This is a genomic window from Streptococcus sp. UBA4344, assembly GCF_002393675.1.
GTDB classification, from domain to species: domain Bacteria; phylum Bacillota; class Bacilli; order Lactobacillales; family Streptococcaceae; genus Streptococcus; species Streptococcus vicugnae.
Genome location: NZ_DGTE01000024.1, coordinates 1 through 18322 on the forward strand (window position 1 = coordinate 1; position 18322 = coordinate 18322).

An 18322-nucleotide genomic window follows, 5' to 3' on the forward strand; every position below is an offset into this window, starting at 1 on the left:
TCCATTTCAAAGGAACTTTGAGTGATACCATCCTTGTTATAGATATGTGTGTAAGACGTAACAGTAGGGTCATCGATGGCCTGAAAAATCACTTTACCAGAATAATGGGTTGTATCAATGAGGCGATAAGTATAACGAACTCGCTTTAATTGATAGCCCGAGAAGCTAGAGTGCTCAAGACCAGAATAATCTACCACAACGGTATCGCCTATATCCATTAGGGCTGTGTTCCATCTTCCTGTGGTAGTAACCGTTTGTCCTGGGGCATAAGCAGTGACAGTTCCAGGATCCATCCAGCCGTGGCTATCCTTAACGATGGTTTCTAGAATCTCATCAGGGATAATGTTACCTGTAAAGGTTTGAGTAGCATTTGGCTCGGAACGAAAAATGAGGTTTTGAGCCAAAACTTCAGGAAGGTAACCCGTTTTATTAGTATTTCCTAAAGCGGTATTGTAGTCTTCATCATAGCGAGCCTTAGCTAGGTTATACGTTTTTTGATCAACGTTATATTGTTGGACCTTCTTTTCATACTCCTGATACTTGACTAGTTCATCTTGATAAGCCTGCTCTTGCTTTTGGTAGTTTTGATAATCCTGCTCAGCCTTTTGATAAGTGGCTTTAGCCTCTTGATAATCCTTTGTGACTTCTTTAACCATTTCTGTTTGCTCAGCATAGTTAGCCTGAGCTTCTTGTGTATTCTCAAAGGTCTCCGTTTCGGTTTCAACAGCAGTTATTCCCTCAGTTGTTGCTTCAGAGATAGCTTGGTTTAGTTGAGTATCATCAGTGTAGTTAGTGGTGACTTCAGTTGACGTTGATGGTTCTGAAGTAACTACAGCATTAGTAGAAGCTGTTGCTGTGACTGGTGTTGTTTCATCAGCCATTACTTGTGGTGTCAGTAACACTAAACTGCTGAATAAGCCAATTCCTAAAGCTTGGTAATGTTTACTTTTCATAAGTCTCCCTTCTAAATGTCTAGTATTATACCATTAATTGTAGAAATCTTAAAGTAATCTTAAATTAGAAAATGATATAACTTCTTACTTACTTTCATGTTTCTCTGACTTTTAACAGGGAATTGACTTGTCCCTATAGAGCACGATTTTTAATTATCCTTTATAGTAAAGTCGTAAAACATACAGAAAGGATATTCGTTTTATGGCAAAACATCTGACAACTGATTATGACGAGTTGATGGCTGATTCGCTTCAAGTTGAAAATTACCTGAAGCAGACCCGACATAGCCAACACTCCATTATCCGTTTAGGTTTAGAGCAGTGGCTCTTTCCTTATTTAAGGCGCTACCAAAGAGCTTCTCCACAGGTACAATTTAAAATCTTTCTCTTTTCCCATTTTTATGGGCAAAAGGTGGAAAGAGTTTTAGAAGATTTGCGAGGTGATCACTATGCTTGAGTGGTTACAAGTCATTTATTATACCCTACTTCAGCTGGCAAAGGTGAGTCGTTTTAATACTATTGTAATGACATGCTGTTTAGCTTACCTGTTGGTTCAAGTGCTTGTCCCTCTTATCAAAAAGGGCTACTTGAAGGCTAGACAATTGATCAAAGAGAGAGAAGCAATTAAATACCGATTAGTCACTAAAGTAGAACAGATTAAAAAGAGTTTGGAAAATCGTCAGGGTATTGACTGGCAACAATGGTTTTCACGTCAAGAACAATCGCTAATTCATTTTCTCAAAAGAGCGGTGGTCTACTTGCCAACAGCGGTAGGGCTTATCGTGTGGAACGTTTTATTTCGCTTGATCTATCACTTACCGTTTGTCAAACAAGAGCGCAAACGCTTTGACAAGGAAATGAAGCCGATTCTTCATTTTAAAAACTTTCGTAGTTTCATTTTAATGGGACTTGGCTTTAGTGGGATTGCTTTCTTATTGACAAACTACCTTGTTACTGTTCTCAGGGCAGGTATTCGCTATGTTTATCTGGCACTTAGCACGCTTAGAGATGATACCCAAGTTGTGATCTTTGATTGGAATAGTCTCTTATTACACCAGTTACTCAATGCTAAAGTCTTTGTGATTGCACCTATTTTAGCTATTCCTGTCTTTATTATTGGTTTAATCATTGCTTGGAAGTCAGCTTGGATTAATTTTGAGGAGTATCGAGACTATAATAACAACGAAGAAGGGGATGACCGCTTTGCGACCGAAAAAGACATCCATCACCAATATAAAAAGGTTCCGAATAAAACCAAAACCTATCCAGGGGAAGGCGGTGTGCCAGTTCTGCATGAAACGAAAGGGAATTTAGCAGGCTTGACGCTAAGAACGCAAATGCAGTGGCAAAACCGAAAAATTAGTCGTTACATTACGACAGCAGAAACCATTTTAGGCAACCTATCAATCCCTTCAGGGTATTATTACATCGATGATAGTACCACTAATATGCTTGGTATTGGGATGACCCGTTCAGGAAAAGGCGAGGGGCATATTATGCCAAGTATTGACATTAATAGTCGAGCAGAAATTCAACCGTCCCTAGTAATTGCGGACCCTAAAGGCGAACACTATCAATCCTCTTATAAAACCATGCGCAAGCGTGGTTATGATGTGAATGTGCTATCGTTCCAAAACATGGATTGGTCCATGTCTTATAACCCACTAGCCCTTGCTATCGATGCCGCTCAAAAAGGGTATTATGAAAAGACCCAAACCCGTGTTAATGCGGTGGCAGAAGCTATTTACCGTAAAACCAAACCAGGAATGGGAAACGGTAATGCGAAATATTGGGAAGACACGTCAATCTCCCTCTTTAATGCGATTGCAATGGCGCTGATTGACCGTGCCAACGAGACAGCTAAAAATGGGGAAGATGATGCCTGGGATACGGTAACTGTCCGTAACATTGCTAAGTTCCTAACGGATTTAGGGTCTGAAGAAGTCTTTGTGAATGACTTTGGGGAAATCGTTGAAAACCCTGATAAGAATCAACAAGTGCGAAAGAAATCAAAAATCACTGTCTATTTTGATAACCTTCGCCTGATTAATCAAAAACAATTCTCTAAGTTTAGAGATATGGCTGATTTAAACTTTCGCTCCTCAGACTTTGCTTCAGAAGAAACCAAAGGAAATGTTTTCTCAAGCATGATGTCAGGAATTAACCTTTTCCTCCAGGATAATATTGCCAAACTCACCTCAAAAAACTCCATTGATTTGGAATCTGTTGGCTTTCCTCGTCGCTTATCGGTGAAATTCCGTTCAAGTTCAAGTCAAAATATGGTTAATCACTTTGCGCATAAAACAGCAAAAATCACGATTACTAGCGAGGAATCATGGGGGACTACGACACGAACGGTAACCCATGTTAAGGAAGCAACGGCTCTGATTGATGGAGAAGGTTACTTAACCTATGTTATTGCCCCTAAACTACCAGATGAGTTTATTGTAACAATTGATTTTAATCATCCGAATAATGATGGAAGTGACATTCAAGAGCACTATTACCAATTCTCAGCTGAGAAAGTCTACCAAAAACAAGGCAAGGTTATCCGTTTAGATGCGTATAACAAAATGCCTGTTCTTGACCATATCAAGGTTACTATTTTGACCCAGCAAGAAGGGAACCTCCTTCAAGAATCTGATATTAATTTAGTTTATTCTGATCATCCAAAAGTTATTTACCTGGTAACCCCACCAAACCGAACAGAATATAACGGTATTGTCTCACTATTTCTTGACCAACTCTTTAATGCCAATTATGAGTTAGCCCTATCGAATGGTCGAAAATGTGTCAATCGGATTTTACATATTCTTGACGAGTTTACCAATATCCCAGCGATTCCTCATATGGAAACCAAAATTTCTATTGGGTTAGGTCAAAACATTCTTTATTACCTTTGGATTCAAAACTTGGAGCAATTGGTTGATAAGTATGGTGAGAACACCGCAGCAACCATTCAAGACAACTGTTCCCTTAAAATCTATGTCAAATCAACCTCTGATAAGACTAACAGTCGCTTCAGTAAGGATTTAGGGTCACGGACAATTACCCGTCGCCGTCGCTCAAGCAACATCCTGGATGAGGCTAATCCCAACGTGGCGATTGAAAATCCAAGACAGGATTTGTTAACGCCAACACAATTAGCTAAACTTCAGGAAGGCGAAGCAGTCATCTTACGTGGGGTGAAAGGCAGAGATAATGCAGGTCGTAAAATCACGACCGATCCAATCTTCTGTCATGAGAAAACAAGCTTTCCTTATCGCTACATGTTTTTGCAGGAAGAATTTGATCAATCAATGACCCTAGCGGATATTCCTGTTGAGAGTGCACATCGTAACTTAGAACTTCAAGACGTTGCGGTTGGTGCCAAAAAACTCTTTAACAATATTATTGATTGGCGCTTGCAGCTAATGAGTAGTGTCGGTAGTAATACAGGTGACCTTCCCAAACTCAAGACACGCTATGACGCTACCTCACCACAGCAACAACGTTTTACCTCACCAGGTGAAATGATTCAAGCGGCCATTAACGATGTGGTGACGGAGAGCAGTAGTGATTTTGAAGATTACGACTTCTCAGATAACTATGCCGACTTGTTTGAAGATGATGTGATTTAAAAAATAATGGTATTTAGGAGTGTCCTGAATGCCATTTTTAGTGTGAGTATGATACAATAAGAAAAACTAATCATAGATAGCAGAAGGAGTTTAGAGCATCTAACATTAAGTATGATATTTAGAAATAGTAGTATTTAAAAAGTTATATAACAAAATGTATAATCACTTGCTTTTGCCTCTCACTATTTGATATAATGAGGTCAAAGAAGTAAAGGGGAAATATTATGAAACTAAAGAGATTATTGGGAGTGTTAGCTCTTGGTTTAGCAGTTGTTACTTTGGCAGCATGTGGTCAAAAATCAACTGAAACGATTATCAAAAATGAATTGAAAGATAGTTATACAGGATATTCTGAAAATAAAGCGTATGAAGGTTTAAATTTTATTGAAGGATCTGATACTCTTACTTTTGATAAAAAAACAAATACAATCACAAACAGCAATGGTGAAATAACTTACTTTTCGGTAGTTTCTGACAATGACGTACCATCCGATGTAAAATCTTTTTTGAAAAAATATGATGATGAACTTTCTGAAACGAACAATTTTACAATTGTAATTGACACAAAAGAAAAGAATCCTACGCTTAAAACTGGAGATTCTTTATATCAAGTAGCTTTGTCAGATAATGGTAAAAAGATTCGAATATTCGAATTACGACAAGACTATGACGCTGATGGTAATTATTATGATTTTACAGGAACAGCAAACGAATCCTAGTATAGAAAGAGCTCTATAATAATTGGAGTTCTTTTCTTTTTGGAATTGAGTTGTCCCGATAGAGCACGATTTTTAATTATCCCTTACGATAAAAACATCTAAAAAAGAAAGTAGGTGTTCTTATTGAGATATCAGACATTCTCAGATTTGGTTAGTGAAATTGACACTGGTGGTTCGTGGTTAACTGGAAAAATCAATGCCAATGATTCTCCTAAATTTGCGGAATTCTATGCTTATTGGGGAAATTATTTGGAACCTACCCCGGCATTTTTAACCTATCTGATGGCCATTCCAGGAGGAATTGCTAAAGCTCTTTACCAGATTACGGCAACCTTAGAGCATGTTTTTAACAATATGTTCAAACTCTTTGGCCTTTTTGGCTATCTAGGGGATACGAATACGGTTATTGGCAAGTTTTTCTATTGGTTTCAGATTTTAGGAACAACGCTCTTTACTTTAATTCTAGTTGTTTCTGCCATTACAGGTGTTTTCACGAAGCCGATTAAATATAAAGGAGTGATTACCAATTTCTTGTTGGTAACACTTGTAACAGCTGTTTTACCATTTGCCTTAACAAATATTTCGACGGCTATTGCTCAAGATGCCATGGCAATCCAGACGAGTTCTTCAGATGATAGCAGTGCTTATTCTTCACTGGCGATTCAGCCTATGAAAAGTAATGTGGTGGATTTAAAAGTTTTGCTAGAGAATGACTTTGATCAATCGCTGTTTCCATTAGATAATTATGGCTATATCAAGCCTGTTCAAGAAGGGTCTACAGCAGTCAATAATATCACAGATGCAGCAGATAAGAGAGATACTGCGGATTTTGCGACTAAAATTGATTTTACAGCCAACTTTGGTGCATCGAATACAGAACAGCTGAATGATTTAGAAAAATCATATCCAGGTATTAAAGGTTTATTTTTACACAAATTAAACTCATCTCAAGATGGTGTTGCAACAATTACAACTCATAAGGTTGTAGATGGCTTAAATGCTTTTGAATCCGTTTATCTTCGCTATAAGGTTAACTGGATTGGCATGTTTTTACAATATGGCATTTTAATTGTCCTATTGTTTAGTATGGCATTAAAACTTGTTAAATCTATTTTTGATATTATTATTGAAGCTATGATTTCACCGCTTCAGGGCTATTCATCTCTTTCTAATTCAAAGAAATATAAAGAGTTATTGCGAACTATTGGAGGCGCTTTTGCAGGAATTTTCTTTGAGGTTGTTATCATGCGAGTCACTCTAGAGATTTGTCGTGACTTACCAACCTTATCTGTTTCAGCAGTGACGAAACTGTCAGGTGGCTTCTTTGATGGCTTGAATATGTGGGAACAATGTTTAGCTTCAATGCTTGTTTATCTTGGTGTTTTCCTAGCAGCCATGCAAGGTGTTGCTATGATTGAACGCTGGCTTGGAGTGTCAACAGGTCATAGTGATACCGCTCAACAGCTCATAGGTGCTATGATGGCAGGAAATGCTTTTGCACAAGGTGCTGGTGCTTTAGCCACAGGAGCTGTTGGTGCTGCTCAAGTTGGTGCTAATGTGGCTAGTAAAGTTCCAGGAGCTGTTGCGACAGGAAGTAAACTTATTGGTAATAGTCTAGCAGCAACTGGTGGCGGTCTCAGAGGAGCCTATAATTCTGTTAAGGACCAAGGTATCAAAAATGCTGCCAAAGGTGGCGTTAGTAATATGGTTAACTTAGCGGATGTGATGGGCAAAGAAGCAGTTGGCAAAGCTAAAGACTATGCAGGTGGTGTGATGGATAATCTTGATAGCAAAGCTCAAGCAGGTCATGATGCTGTCTATGATGCGCTGAAAAATGATGCAGCTACTGATAAACCTGGCTTTGAATCTTATCTTAATCCACAGCCAGATGAATATGGATTAAATCCTTCAGGCACTTATGGCGGCGATCCCCTCTTCCCAGAAGAAGATACTGGCGGTACTTCGACCATGTCTGGTGGTATTTCTGATCCAACGATTCAGACAGAGCCAGAAGGTGAAGCGTTTAGTGGGGTTAGTGACCCAACAGCTGGTAATTCAAGTTCGCCAAGCCAATCACCTGCTCAACCTCGTTTAGATAAGGCTTCTAAACCAAATTCAAGTGACAATACACCACCAAAACCAACGTCATCACCTTCTCCGTCTGCCTCACAACGCTTGTCACAATCCCGTCAACAGATGACAGTTGCCGGTCAAACCCTTAATCAAGCTGGTCAGCACATGCAAGGTCAAAATCATATTAAGGGAGCCGAGATTGATGAAAGCGAAGAGTGATGCCTATGGTCACTTTAACGGATAAAGTTGTGGTGATTACAGGAAGTCTCAGACCAATGACAAGGCAAGATGCTGTGACATTTTTAGAAAACCAAGGAGCTATCGTCCAGAATTATGTTTCTGCCCAGACAGAGATTCTGATTGCTGGTCACAAACAATTAGATCTGTTTGAACCAGATAAACGGTCGAAAAAATATGAAGCTGCCATGAAGCGAAAAGCTTCTGGTCAGAACATTACTATTATTTCTGAAGAAGCTTTCTTTACTCTTGTTAAGGAGTCTCAAGCCTGAGGCTCCTTTTTGTGTGTAAAAAATTATATAATTTCTTGCTTACTTTCATGTCTCTCACTCTTAGCTTGGAATTGACTTGTCCCTATAGAGCATAATTTCAAATTATCCCTTACGATATAGTTATCACTTAGTAAAGGAGATGTTCATGACTGAAAAATATGGCGTGCCTCGTGATATTCGAGCACGAATTAAAATTATTGGCTTATTCATTGTTGATTTTATCTTTATTGGAGGTTCAGCGGTTGCTGCCCTAACCTTTGGGATGCGACTATTTCCTACGAATCAGTGGCCACAAATGATTGCCTTTATTTTACTGACACCACTCATGTGTTTATATCTGGTCTTACCAACCAATGGTGGCAAGAAAAATTGGCACAGCATGGTGCTCTTCTTCAGACGCCGTCGGAAACGCTATACCAGCATTAACTATCAGAGGGGAGGCAAATAACCATGGCGATTAGACAAGTAACTTCTTCAGAAGAAGTTAAGCGCCCTTTAGGACGGTTTCAACCAAGCAAACACCAAACACAGGATTATTATGACTTACATTCTGCCGTTGAATTACTTGATGTTAAAAATATCATCAATAATCATAAGGCTTACATTGAGTTGGTTGATTACGGCTACCTGCAGTTGATGGAGATTTCTGGCAAAGACCTGGGGTCTCTCTCCTATAATGAGGTTAACCGTACGTTAGATAACTTCGAGAAATGGATTACCGATTTTAATACCAATGTTCAAATTGAAGTGACGACGTTACCAACAGATACAACCACTCAGATTGCGGACTTACGGCATCATTTGAGCTTGGTGCGTCAAGAAAAAGCAAAACTTTCTCCAACGTCTCGCCGTTATTATCAACTGGAAGACCGAGAACGATTGCTTCATAACAATATGCAGGTCGAAGAGTCTATTCAACAAGAAATTTACAATACCGAGTTTATCTTATGACTGTTTGCTCCAACCACATCTGAAATGGATGAGTTGGTTCGAAAGGCTAAAACCTATGGGAATAATGACTTTATTCCACAGGACATTAGTGTTGCCAAAAAAGAACAAATCATCAAACAGTACAATAACATGAATGAGAAGGTTTAGAGAGGAGAACTGAATGCCAACATTATCCAAAAAACGCCAACGTCAACTAAAAGCAGCGGGATACGACTTAGCCTTTTTGAGTCGTGTTCAACCCCAAGGCAATATTGATTTAAGACATGACCGCTATTGGGTGAGTGGAGACGGTTATCATACGGATTTGTTATTTTATGAATACCCGTCAGAAGAATTGGACCGTTTTTGGTTGTCAGAATTGTTACTCATTCCAGAGACACGAGCCTTTTTAGCTTGGTATCGGGAGAGTAATAAAGAACTAAAACAAGAGATTAAGGAGTCCATTGAGGAAAAATCTACTCGTATCACAGGAAATAGTAAGGTAACAGATAACCAACAAGAATTGGATGAAATTAAAGACCTTCAGGAATTGGACCGTGATATTCGCAAGAAAAATATTGCCATGTTAGGCATGTATGTTCGGGTCTATGTCTCTGCCTCAACAAAAGAGGAACTCTTTCGTAAGGTAGATGATATTAAGGATAAAACCTCTAATTTCAAATCAACCATTCTTTTGGGAGAATTAGATTTTGAATACCATAGTCCCTTTATTCCAGCAGAATACCAAATTGATCTTCCGAATCATCGTGAGGGGACAACCATTCGAGCGCATGATTTAGCAGGTGGCTATTTCTTTAACCATACGAAATTAGAAGATGAGCGAGGCGTTTATTTTGGATGGACGCCGACAAAAGGTGCGGTTAACTTTAACTTTTTAGAGCGTGATGACAGGCGTACTCGTTCCTTCATGATTATCTCAGGGAATCCCAAAATGGGACAACGTTCATTCCTGCTAAAGCATACGGATACCCTTTACGCCAAAGGGCACTTTATTCGCAACTTTGATGCTAACGGTACCTTCTTAGAACAAACCAGAGCGCAACACGGCCTGGTGTTAGACCTCTCAGGGGCTGAAAATCGGATTAACATCTTCCAGGTCTTTCCGACAGTAACCACTGAAAATGGAGAAGAGGTGGATAAAAAGAAATCTTATAACCGTCACATTGATAAGCTTAAGAGCATTTTTAAACTACTAAATGATGAAGTAACAGGAGATGATTTAACAACCTTTGGTGGCCTCTTAAATGACTTTTACATTGATGAAGGCTTGTGGACGAGAAACCCTAAACGGTATCCCGAGCGCTTGAAAGCTACCGATCTGGTTAATGAGGAATATCCTATCTTATCTGACTTTGTCCTCTACGTGGCTGATTGCAAACGCCAATTAAACCAACAAAAGAATCCTGATGACTTGGAAATGAAATCAATTAACCGTATCTATAATACGTTTAATGAGTTACTAACGACGAATGCCGAGATGTTTGAAGGGGTTACAGAATTTCAAGATATTTCTTCTGAACAAGTGGTGACGTTTGACTTTTCAGGCTTAAAAGGCAACCTGCTGAATGCTCAAATTTTCTCAGTGTTATCTCTTCTTTCAGCCGACATTGTTAACAATGGGAAACGTTGTAAGCAACTCTTGAAAGCTCAACCAACGAAAACGGAAATGGATATGTCTCACTATATTGTCAACATTAGTGAGGCACAAACCCTCATTAATCCTAAGTATGAAAGCAGTGTTGAATTGTTAGCTGATACGATTGATTCCATGGGGGAAAACTTTGCAGGTGTGGTGCTATCCGTGAACTCTTTGCGAGGAATTCTCTTTGAATCAGGGACAGGCAATCACAAAGATCCTTATGTGACTGCTGTGCAACGGATTTTTGGGCTTATGCAGTATCGTGTCTTTGGTCAGACAGATGAAACAACGATTCCACTTTTAGCCAATGCCTTAGCGGATTCAATGAATCAATCAGAGTTAGAAACCTTGCCACGATTATCGAAAGGTCAGCTCTTTATGAATATTGCAGGTGTTGGCAACCTTGTCTTTAATCAACAATTGTTAGCGCCAGAGATAGAACGCTATGGTGGGATTCAATAACAGAAAGGAAGAAGTAGATGTCTAGAAATGAAAAGAGAGGCTTTATCGGCCGTCGTAAACAAGCGATTGATACCTTTGTCGCTATTCGTAAGGAACGGATGAAAGAACAACGAGATTATTTTGCGTCTGAAGGTGAATCGGATCCAGAACGTTTAGCTGCCCAACGGCAACGTGACCAGGAATTTATCCAATCCTTAAAGAAAATAGGAATCGGTGTTATTATTTTTCTCATCTTTTATGCCATTCTCAGAACCATTTTAGGTCTTTGGTAAGAAAGCGAGGGAACTTGTGAAGAAACTGATTAAATTAAAAATCATTATTCCACTGGTTTCATTAGTCGTTCTTGTTTTAATTGGTGTTGCTACCATTGCTGGTGTTTTAGGGGCTGTCTCTGGAAGTAGCTCAAATAGTAGTTGTAACACCACAACCACTACCACAACAGCTTCTGAAGATTCCTCGGTATCTTCAGGTGAAGGCTCAATTGATAGTTTTGTTAAGGCGCATGAAGAGGCTTATATTAAGTCCTGGGGTGTTGGTGGCTTTCTACCATCAGCTTCCATCGCTCAAACCATGGCTGAGACGTCCTTTTCTATGAGTGTGCCATCTTTTGCAGAGGCGCACAATATGGGTGGTGTCAAGTGGACGTCCGCTGACACTTACCCGAAGACTATTGCCCTTTACGGCTCTGATAGTGTTTCAGGTAGTGGTTCTGGAACTAGTGTTGGCGACAATACGGGTGGAGGCTATACCTGGTTTAAAGACTTCGATGCAGGAATTGTCGGTAAGGCTGAGTTTATGAGCCGTCAAACACTTTATAGTGCAGCGATTAATAATACCGATGGAATTTCAACCCTCAATGCCATTGCGGATGGTGGTTGGGCAACCGATCCTAACTATAAAGTGACTCTTGCTAATCTTTATAATACGTTAGGTAGCCAATATAAATGGCTTGATGACAAAGCTATTGCCGAATACGGCACAAGTCCTGTTGATACCTTAAGTGATGATACGGCGAATATCAGCTCTAGTAGCAGTAGTTCTGCTTCAGCTGAAGAAGAGGACGAGTGTGAGGAAGAAGACTCATCATCCTCGAGTGCAGCCGATGGCACAGGATCGGTTCCTAGTGATGCGACGGCTTGGGGCTATACACCAGATCAGTTGCCTGAAAGTCTCAAAGCGTATATCATTGATCCTGCTCAATTAGGGCTTGCTTATGATGGCTCAACAGGTTGGGTGGAACAATCAGGTCAATGCGTGGATTTAACGGAAAGTTTAGGCAATCTCATTTGGGGAACATCTGGAATAACGCAAGGAAATGGTGTTGACCAAGCTAGTGCTTGGGCGACCAAATTTGGCAATAGCGTCAAAAGTGACCCCAAAGCAGGCGCCATTTTCTCTAGTGGCACCTCACAACCAGGACATACAGGCATTGTTTGTCATGTCTTCCAAGATGGTTCCATTTTGATTGTTGAACAAAACACGCCATTTTCTGGGATTGATTATTTTGGCAAGAAAAATACCTGGAACTTCCGTATTGTCAGCCCAAGTACACAAACCAGTGATCACTTTGTCTACGCTTATTCTGGTAGCCAAGAACCGAAACTCAATTAGAAAAGGGAATACTCATGAAGAAAAGGAAATCAAATATGGTCTTTATTATCGTCATTAGTTTACTCCTCTTGATTTCAGGAGTAGGCATTTATCAGCATTTTACGGGAGACTCAAAATCTTCACAAGAGAGCTCAACAGCGAGTAGCTCAACGACCCCCTCGTCATCAGAAGTTGCCTCAGAGACCACTGACGAAAAGAATTACCGTACAGCTAAGTTAAAATTAGAGCATCCCTATACGGAAGCAGATGCGTCTGCTAAAGCAGCCGTTAGCCAAGCCTTTGATGTGGCAATTAATGCCATTAATGAGGCTGGGCAGGTTCCGAATATTAAAGGGACTTATGATAATCAATTGATGATGACTAGTGAAGCCATGGTTCAAACCTTTGCGATGGCTTTGCTGGTTAATCATTATCAGTATCAAGGAAATCAATTAGAAGTGACACAGGCTGAAAATGATGACGTGGTTCAATTCTTAGTTGTTTTGACGAAAGAAAATGAAGACAATTGTTACTTCATTGGAAACTTTAATACAACGGTTAATCAAATCCAGTTAAAAGCCTATGTTGGTGGGAATATTGGAGCTACTTTTGGATAAGTAGTTATTCAATAAAATACACAAAAAGTTATATAACTATTTGTGTATTTTTTATTGACAGTAAAAACAGGATTCAGTATAATGAAGATGTAAAAAGTTATATAACTTGTTATCTATTGAAAAAAGAGGTAAACTAATAAGGAAGGGTCAAGACATGAAAATTCAAACGACAAATTTACCAAAAGGTGGTGGCGAAAAAACAACGCATTCGTTTAATGAAGGTGATTGGTTAGCAACTTACAAAGATAAACGGGTCTGTTTAATGGATGGTGCTTCTGAATGTAATTTAACTCAAGCGTTTAACGTGACGAGTACCAAAACCATGTATGACATTTTTACGACAGGTGAGTATGAGATTGTCCCCATTAAAAAGAATTTAAGTTTGATTCGTGGTGATGAACGTCTCAACGATGCACAATTGGATTTAGTTAGTCGTAATCATAAGTACCTTCAGTTTTTTATGTGGCTAGGTGATCACTATGATGACTTAGCTCAACAATTTGATGTGATTATCATTGATACGCATAATGATGAAAGTCTAGTGACAGCGAATTTTATTGCTGTGTCCGACATTGTGTTGGCTGTTTCAGATGCTTCTAAAAATGGTTATCGTGCCTGGTTACAACTGAAGCGTTTTGTAGACGTTATTAAAAGTGAAGCTATTGATGTCATTACCCGAAAAAGTTATGTGACAGCAACCCCTTACATCATTGGCAATAACATCAAATTGTTTGGCAATCATGTCTCTGATACTGCTAAACAATTCTTAGCTGTTATGGAAGAAGATCCTGCTTATCTTGGAACAATCTTCTACAAAGAATTATTGGCTAAGAGTCTTGTTTACGATCAAAGTGTCTTTGAACAATATCAGCAGATGACCCCAAAAGAACAAGAAAAACATCAAAATTTTTATGACAACATCACGTATGTTTATCAGCATATCTTAGATGTTTTAGAAGGAGACGAACAATAATGACTGAAAATCGTTTTGCTCAGCTGAGAGATGCTTTTGAGGAAGCACCTAAAAAGGAGCGAGCTGTTGCTAAATCCCGCAAAAGGGCGGCTCAATCAGCGCCAAAAGGTTACAGTAAAAAAGGACGTTACCCCTTTGCATTGCATGAGGACGTCCGTTATGAGAAATTAGAAGATCTGGTTGCTTATCATGGCGCTAAATCAGCCTCTGATTACCTGGAAAGTTTGATTATTAAAGAGTGGGAGAAGATGCAACGTAAATTAAAAAAATAACTTCTTGGTTAAGAGTAAAGGAGGAAAGCCATGATTATTTTTGTTTCATTAAAAAAACTCGTTCAAACCTTTTGGTGGCTCATTGCAGCGATAGCCTTCTATATCTTTTATCAAACAATTGGATTAAGCATGGCCTTTCTTCTTGTGCTCGGTTTATTAGCGCTTTACTTTGCCCCATTCTTGTTTCTTCCGATTGTGTTGATAGCGATTGGTGTTCATTTCACGGGTGGTTTTTCCTTTATTGCGGATACCATTAGTTCTGCTTTTGTACTGATTATCATGGGCGTTATTTACCTTATTGTTGCAAGTGAAGGTGGTCGATGGGCGATGAAACAAGCTGAGAAAAAAGCTTTAAAGGAACGTCAAAAGAGACAAAAACACTAATCTAAAATAGCGAATGCTTGAAAGAAAATTCTTTCAAGCATTTTTTGAAAATTGTTATTAACTTATGAGTTAGCAGAATCTGGTTGTTGCCCTTCGTGAGCCGCCCACTTACATTCTGATAGCTCCATGTTAGTAAAAACTGCAGTGAATGAGGAATTTTCTGGAGAGCAGGCATAGAGTCCAAAGTTGATTTTTTCTGCTCCTTCATATAGGTGACAAATACGCATTTGTTTAAAATGAATACCGTCTACTGAGTTTTCGATGCAGTAATCGGACTCTCTTCTACTGAGACGATACCACATACTCTTGACAGAAGTATCAATTTCAGTCGTTGCCCAATCTGAATAGCCGTGATTGGTCACAACAGAACCAAGATGTTGAAAGTTTTCGTTCTCATATTCAATAGAGCCCTTGAGCCAGTTTTCAGAGTCTTGGTAAAGGACAATTCCACATTGATCAAAACGAGTATGACTATCTGAAAACTCGGTTTTTACAGTAAAGGAAAAGTATTTTTCATCTGTTTCTAGCAGTAAGACGGGAGCGTTGTCGTTAATAAAATGATAGTAGGTTTTTTGCCAGAGGTCTGTGTGTGGTTGAGTAGTAATGGAAATCTTGTTTTCGCTGATTTGGTAATTTTGGGGCTGTCTTATCCATTTTAAATTTTTGACATTAAATGATTGCATTTGAATTCTCCATCTGATTATTATTGGGTTTATTATAACATATCTATTTACGTGAAAAAGTAAATTTGTGTTGTAGGATAAATTTTAGCTACTAGAAGCATGCTATAATTCTTTGTGTATTTTATTTGTAATATTTGTAATCGTTTTGTAAAAATACTTGATTATTTTTTTGAAAACGCTATAATAAAAAGTGAAATAAGAGTAGAGCTAGGAGGGGATAATTATGAAAAACATTAAAAAAATAACTCTATCTTGTGTAATATTATCATCGCTATTTCTTCTGGCATCTTGTAGTTTATTCAATAACCGTTCAACTACTTCTACTAGTTCATCAAGCTCAAGTACTAGTGTAAGTAAGAGTAGTAATAAATCTTCAACTAGTCGTTCTTCTTCACAAACAAAAGAAAGCTCTAGTCAAACAGAAGCGAGTTCTACAGAACAAAATCAAGAACAGTCTGACACTAATCAGACATCGGAACAAAATAATGGTAACGAAAGTTCATCAGTTACTCAATCAAGTCAACCAGAGTTAAATAATTCTAATTCAGAAGAAGCACAATCTGAACCAGCTCAAAATGATACGGGAATGAACATTAATGAGTTGGTAAATGGTGATTTTTCGAGTGTTTCAGGAACTTGGCAAAATGATTATGGTGATACTATTGTTTTCAATTCTAATGGGGTCGCTTCGAAAAAATATAGTGCTTTAACTAATATGACAATTAATAATAATTACATTAATGCCAGTTTAGCATATACAGCTGGAGGAGGTATTGCTATATGGTTTTATCCTAAAGGAGTAGCGACAACAGCTTTAGGACAAACTTATGGGCAAGATTCTATCGTCATAGCCCATAGTATTGATAAAGAATTACATCCATATTATAAGGTGTCTGATAGTACCGTTGACACCTCTACTGATACGACCTCACAAGCGGGCTCTACAACAGATTCTGCTGTTGTAGATAATTCAGGAGCGTCAGTTTATGTTGGTACATATACTTTTTCAAAGAAAGTTCCTGTAAAATCAGAGCCAAGAGCCTCAGCAACTACTGAATTTTATTTTAATTCAGGAGATTCTATAAATCTTGCACAAAAGCTAGTAGCAGATGGCCATACATGGATAACTTATACTAGTTATAGTGGTGCAAAGCGCTATGCTATGATTGATTAAATAAAAGGTGCGCAGGGATGCGTGCCTTTTTAGATGAAAATAATAAAAAAGGCGATTGCAAACCTGCAGTCGCCTTAGGAGATTTTCTTTAGTAAACAAAGAAAAAGGGTTAGTTTAGGGATAGTTATAGTATAACATGAGAACTATTGTTTTCTCAAATCTTTTGTTTTTAGAATATCTTAAGGAATACTAAACTGTTAACGGTTGAAAAAATGGGAATGACTTTATACAATAAAACCAGATTTTTGAAAAGGGAGTGATGATATGCCAACTTTTGACGAGAGAAAAGTAAAAGAGGAACTCTTTACTCAAAACAGCAAGGAATTTCATCGGTTTGTCGAGCGTTATGATGACCAGATGATTCCTGTGATGAAAGCACGAGGTTATACGTGTGTTCATTCAATGGAGCGAACGGTTGCCTTTACTTTTGGGGAGTTTACCTTCAGAAGACGTCGCTGGAAAAAGGGAGATAAGTGGGTGGTTCCTGTCGATGATAAATTGGGCTTAGAGAAGAACGTTAGGTTTTCTTTAGCCTTGATGTACCAAATAGCTAGATTAGCGACGATGATGCCATACGATAAAGTATTGCAGGTGATTGAGATGACTTATCATATTACCATTACAAAACCAACAGTCGTTAAGGCAGTTAAGCTTTGTGAAACACTCTTAAAAGAGCGAGCAGCCTATCGTTTTTATGAGGAGATACAACAACCTGAGAAGAAAGAAGCTAATATCATCTATATTGAAGGAGATGGTGTGATGATCAAAGCTCGTAAACAGGACAAAGACAATCAGCGCTTTGATTTAGCCCATTTCATTGTGCATACAGGTAGTCGAAAAGTGGGGCGACAACGCTCGGAACTCATCGATAAGAAAGAATTTATTAGCATGAATAATCGTCTTGCTAGAAGTCAGGTCATTGATTATTTATATAATACTTTTGAGATAACAGACCAAACAATTCTGATCACCAATTCAGATGGTGGTCATGGTTATACGCCTTATATATTTCAAGAAATTGCGAAATCTTTAAATATTAAACGACATGAGCACTTTTGGGATGCTTACCATGTTAACCAACTAATCAAAAGTTATTTTAAGCCTTATTCGGAACAACTTGTCGAGGAGGCACTACAAGCTATTTATCAGCATCGTAGAAGTCACCTGCAGAGTGTTTTTGATACTGCAGAAGGCCTACTGGCAACTGATGAAGAAGAGGCTATCTTTGAGAGTACGAAACGACGATTATTCCGATTCTTTCAGTATACGAAACCTGCCACAATGCGAGGCTTTCAACAGGTGAGTCTTGGAGTGATGGAAACACAACACCGCAAAATCACTTATCGGATGAAACGCCGTGGCATGTACTGGAGTAGTTGGGGTGCTGAAACAATGAGCCAAATGATTTTATTGACGTATGAAGGACAATTACAAGAACTTTTCTTTGGTAATTGGCGACAGGAGTATCAAAAAATGATTGAGTTAGACCTTATTTCTGCAAGTTATCTTCAAAGGGAATTAAATCATGAGAAACGTCCTTATTCACTTCATAAGTTATATAAACAATTGAGTAAAAATCATAAGCCTCATTAAATTATATAAAAAGTTATTTATAAAGTTATATAATAAAAACCTTTTATAAAAAGGTCTTTTTGTGCTGGTTTTATGCGCAAAATACTTGCGCAGTAAGTGTGAGTGTGTTA

The 18322-nt window shown here is 38.5% G+C and carries 17 protein-coding genes and 1 pseudogene; 16 read left to right on the top strand and 2 right to left on the bottom strand.

Going from position 1 to position 18322, the window contains the following annotated elements:
• The coding region (locus B4D49_RS04535; RefSeq protein ID WP_286783383.1) for a GbpC/Spa domain-containing protein at positions 1 to 953 on the bottom strand (953 nt) is incomplete at its 3' end.
• A gap of 202 nt (positions 954 to 1155) precedes the next feature.
• On the opposite strand from B4D49_RS04535, the gene B4D49_RS04540 reads away from it, so the two are divergent.
• The 14 genes and pseudogenes from B4D49_RS04540 (at position 1156) to B4D49_RS04605 (ending at position 14762) form a co-directional block, all read left to right on the top strand.
• Positions 1156 to 1410: a hypothetical protein gene (locus B4D49_RS04540; protein WP_074567094.1), complete on the top strand. Its 255-nt coding sequence runs from the start codon at positions 1156 to 1158 to the stop codon at positions 1408 to 1410.
• Positions 1403 to 4573 carry a VirD4-like conjugal transfer protein, CD1115 family gene (locus tag B4D49_RS04545; protein ID WP_286783384.1) on the top strand — a complete coding sequence of 1057 codons (3171 nt, stop codon included), beginning with the start codon at positions 1403 to 1405 and terminating at the stop codon, positions 4571 to 4573. Before B4D49_RS04540 ends, B4D49_RS04545 begins: the two co-directional genes overlap by 8 nt.
• Positions 4574 to 4797: 224 nt before the next feature.
• Entirely contained in the window at positions 4798 to 5292 is a 495-nt protein-coding gene (locus B4D49_RS04550; protein ID WP_074567096.1) for a hypothetical protein, read from the top strand.
• Between the two features lie 123 nt (positions 5293 to 5415).
• Positions 5416 to 7584, top strand: coding sequence for a pLS20_p028 family conjugation system transmembrane protein (locus B4D49_RS04555; protein ID WP_286783385.1), 2169 nt, complete (start codon positions 5416 to 5418; stop codon positions 7582 to 7584).
• A 5-nt stretch (positions 7585 to 7589) separates the two neighbouring features.
• A complete protein-coding gene (locus B4D49_RS04560; RefSeq protein WP_074567210.1) occupies positions 7590 to 7874 on the top strand; it encodes a BRCT domain-containing protein in 285 nt (94 codons plus the stop codon).
• Between the two features lie 145 nt (positions 7875 to 8019).
• Complete coding sequence (locus B4D49_RS04565) at positions 8020 to 8322, top strand: DUF5592 family protein (RefSeq protein WP_099421093.1); 303 nt, start codon at positions 8020 to 8022, stop codon at positions 8320 to 8322.
• A 2-nt stretch (positions 8323 to 8324) separates the two neighbouring features.
• Positions 8325 to 8972 (top strand): annotated as a pseudogene (locus B4D49_RS04570) (hypothetical protein).
• A gap of 13 nt (positions 8973 to 8985) precedes the next feature.
• On the top strand, positions 8986 to 10926 hold the full coding sequence (locus tag B4D49_RS04575; RefSeq protein ID WP_286783386.1) for a virulence factor: 1941 nt from the start codon (positions 8986 to 8988) through the stop codon (positions 10924 to 10926).
• A 17-nt stretch (positions 10927 to 10943) separates the two neighbouring features.
• Positions 10944 to 11198 (top strand): hypothetical protein, encoded by a 255-nt coding sequence (locus B4D49_RS04580; protein WP_286783387.1) that lies wholly within the window; start codon positions 10944 to 10946, stop codon positions 11196 to 11198.
• A 16-nt stretch (positions 11199 to 11214) separates the two neighbouring features.
• Entirely contained in the window at positions 11215 to 12537 is a 1323-nt protein-coding gene (locus B4D49_RS04585; protein ID WP_286783388.1) for a glucosaminidase domain-containing protein, read from the top strand.
• A gap of 14 nt (positions 12538 to 12551) precedes the next feature.
• Positions 12552 to 13133 (top strand): hypothetical protein, encoded by a 582-nt coding sequence (locus B4D49_RS04590; RefSeq protein ID WP_286783389.1) that lies wholly within the window; start codon positions 12552 to 12554, stop codon positions 13131 to 13133.
• A 154-nt stretch (positions 13134 to 13287) separates the two neighbouring features.
• Positions 13288 to 14106 (top strand): ParA family protein, encoded by an 819-nt coding sequence (locus B4D49_RS04595; protein WP_286783390.1) that lies wholly within the window; start codon positions 13288 to 13290, stop codon positions 14104 to 14106.
• Positions 14106 to 14378 (top strand): hypothetical protein, encoded by a 273-nt coding sequence (locus B4D49_RS04600; RefSeq protein ID WP_074656736.1) that lies wholly within the window; start codon positions 14106 to 14108, stop codon positions 14376 to 14378. The genes B4D49_RS04595 and B4D49_RS04600 overlap by 1 nt, the downstream gene beginning before the upstream one ends.
• A 30-nt stretch (positions 14379 to 14408) precedes the next feature.
• Positions 14409 to 14762, top strand: a complete 354-nt coding sequence (locus B4D49_RS04605; protein WP_074656740.1) for a hypothetical protein — start codon at positions 14409 to 14411, stop codon at positions 14760 to 14762.
• A gap of 62 nt (positions 14763 to 14824) precedes the next feature.
• On the opposite strand, the gene B4D49_RS04610 is transcribed toward B4D49_RS04605, so the two are convergent.
• Positions 14825 to 15445 carry a DUF1349 domain-containing protein gene (locus B4D49_RS04610; protein ID WP_286783391.1) on the bottom strand — a complete coding sequence of 207 codons (621 nt, stop codon included), beginning with the start codon at positions 15443 to 15445 and terminating at the stop codon, positions 14825 to 14827.
• A gap of 223 nt (positions 15446 to 15668) precedes the next feature.
• Here B4D49_RS04610 and B4D49_RS04615 point away from each other — a divergent pair, with 223 nt between their 5' ends.
• Positions 15669 to 16619 (top strand): SH3 domain-containing protein, encoded by a 951-nt coding sequence (locus tag B4D49_RS04615; protein WP_286783392.1) that lies wholly within the window; start codon positions 15669 to 15671, stop codon positions 16617 to 16619.
• 264 nt (positions 16620 to 16883) lie between these two features.
• Positions 16884 to 18212 (top strand): ISLre2 family transposase, encoded by a 1329-nt coding sequence (locus B4D49_RS04620; RefSeq protein ID WP_286783393.1) that lies wholly within the window; start codon positions 16884 to 16886, stop codon positions 18210 to 18212.
• Positions 18213 to 18322: the final 110 nt, after the last annotated feature.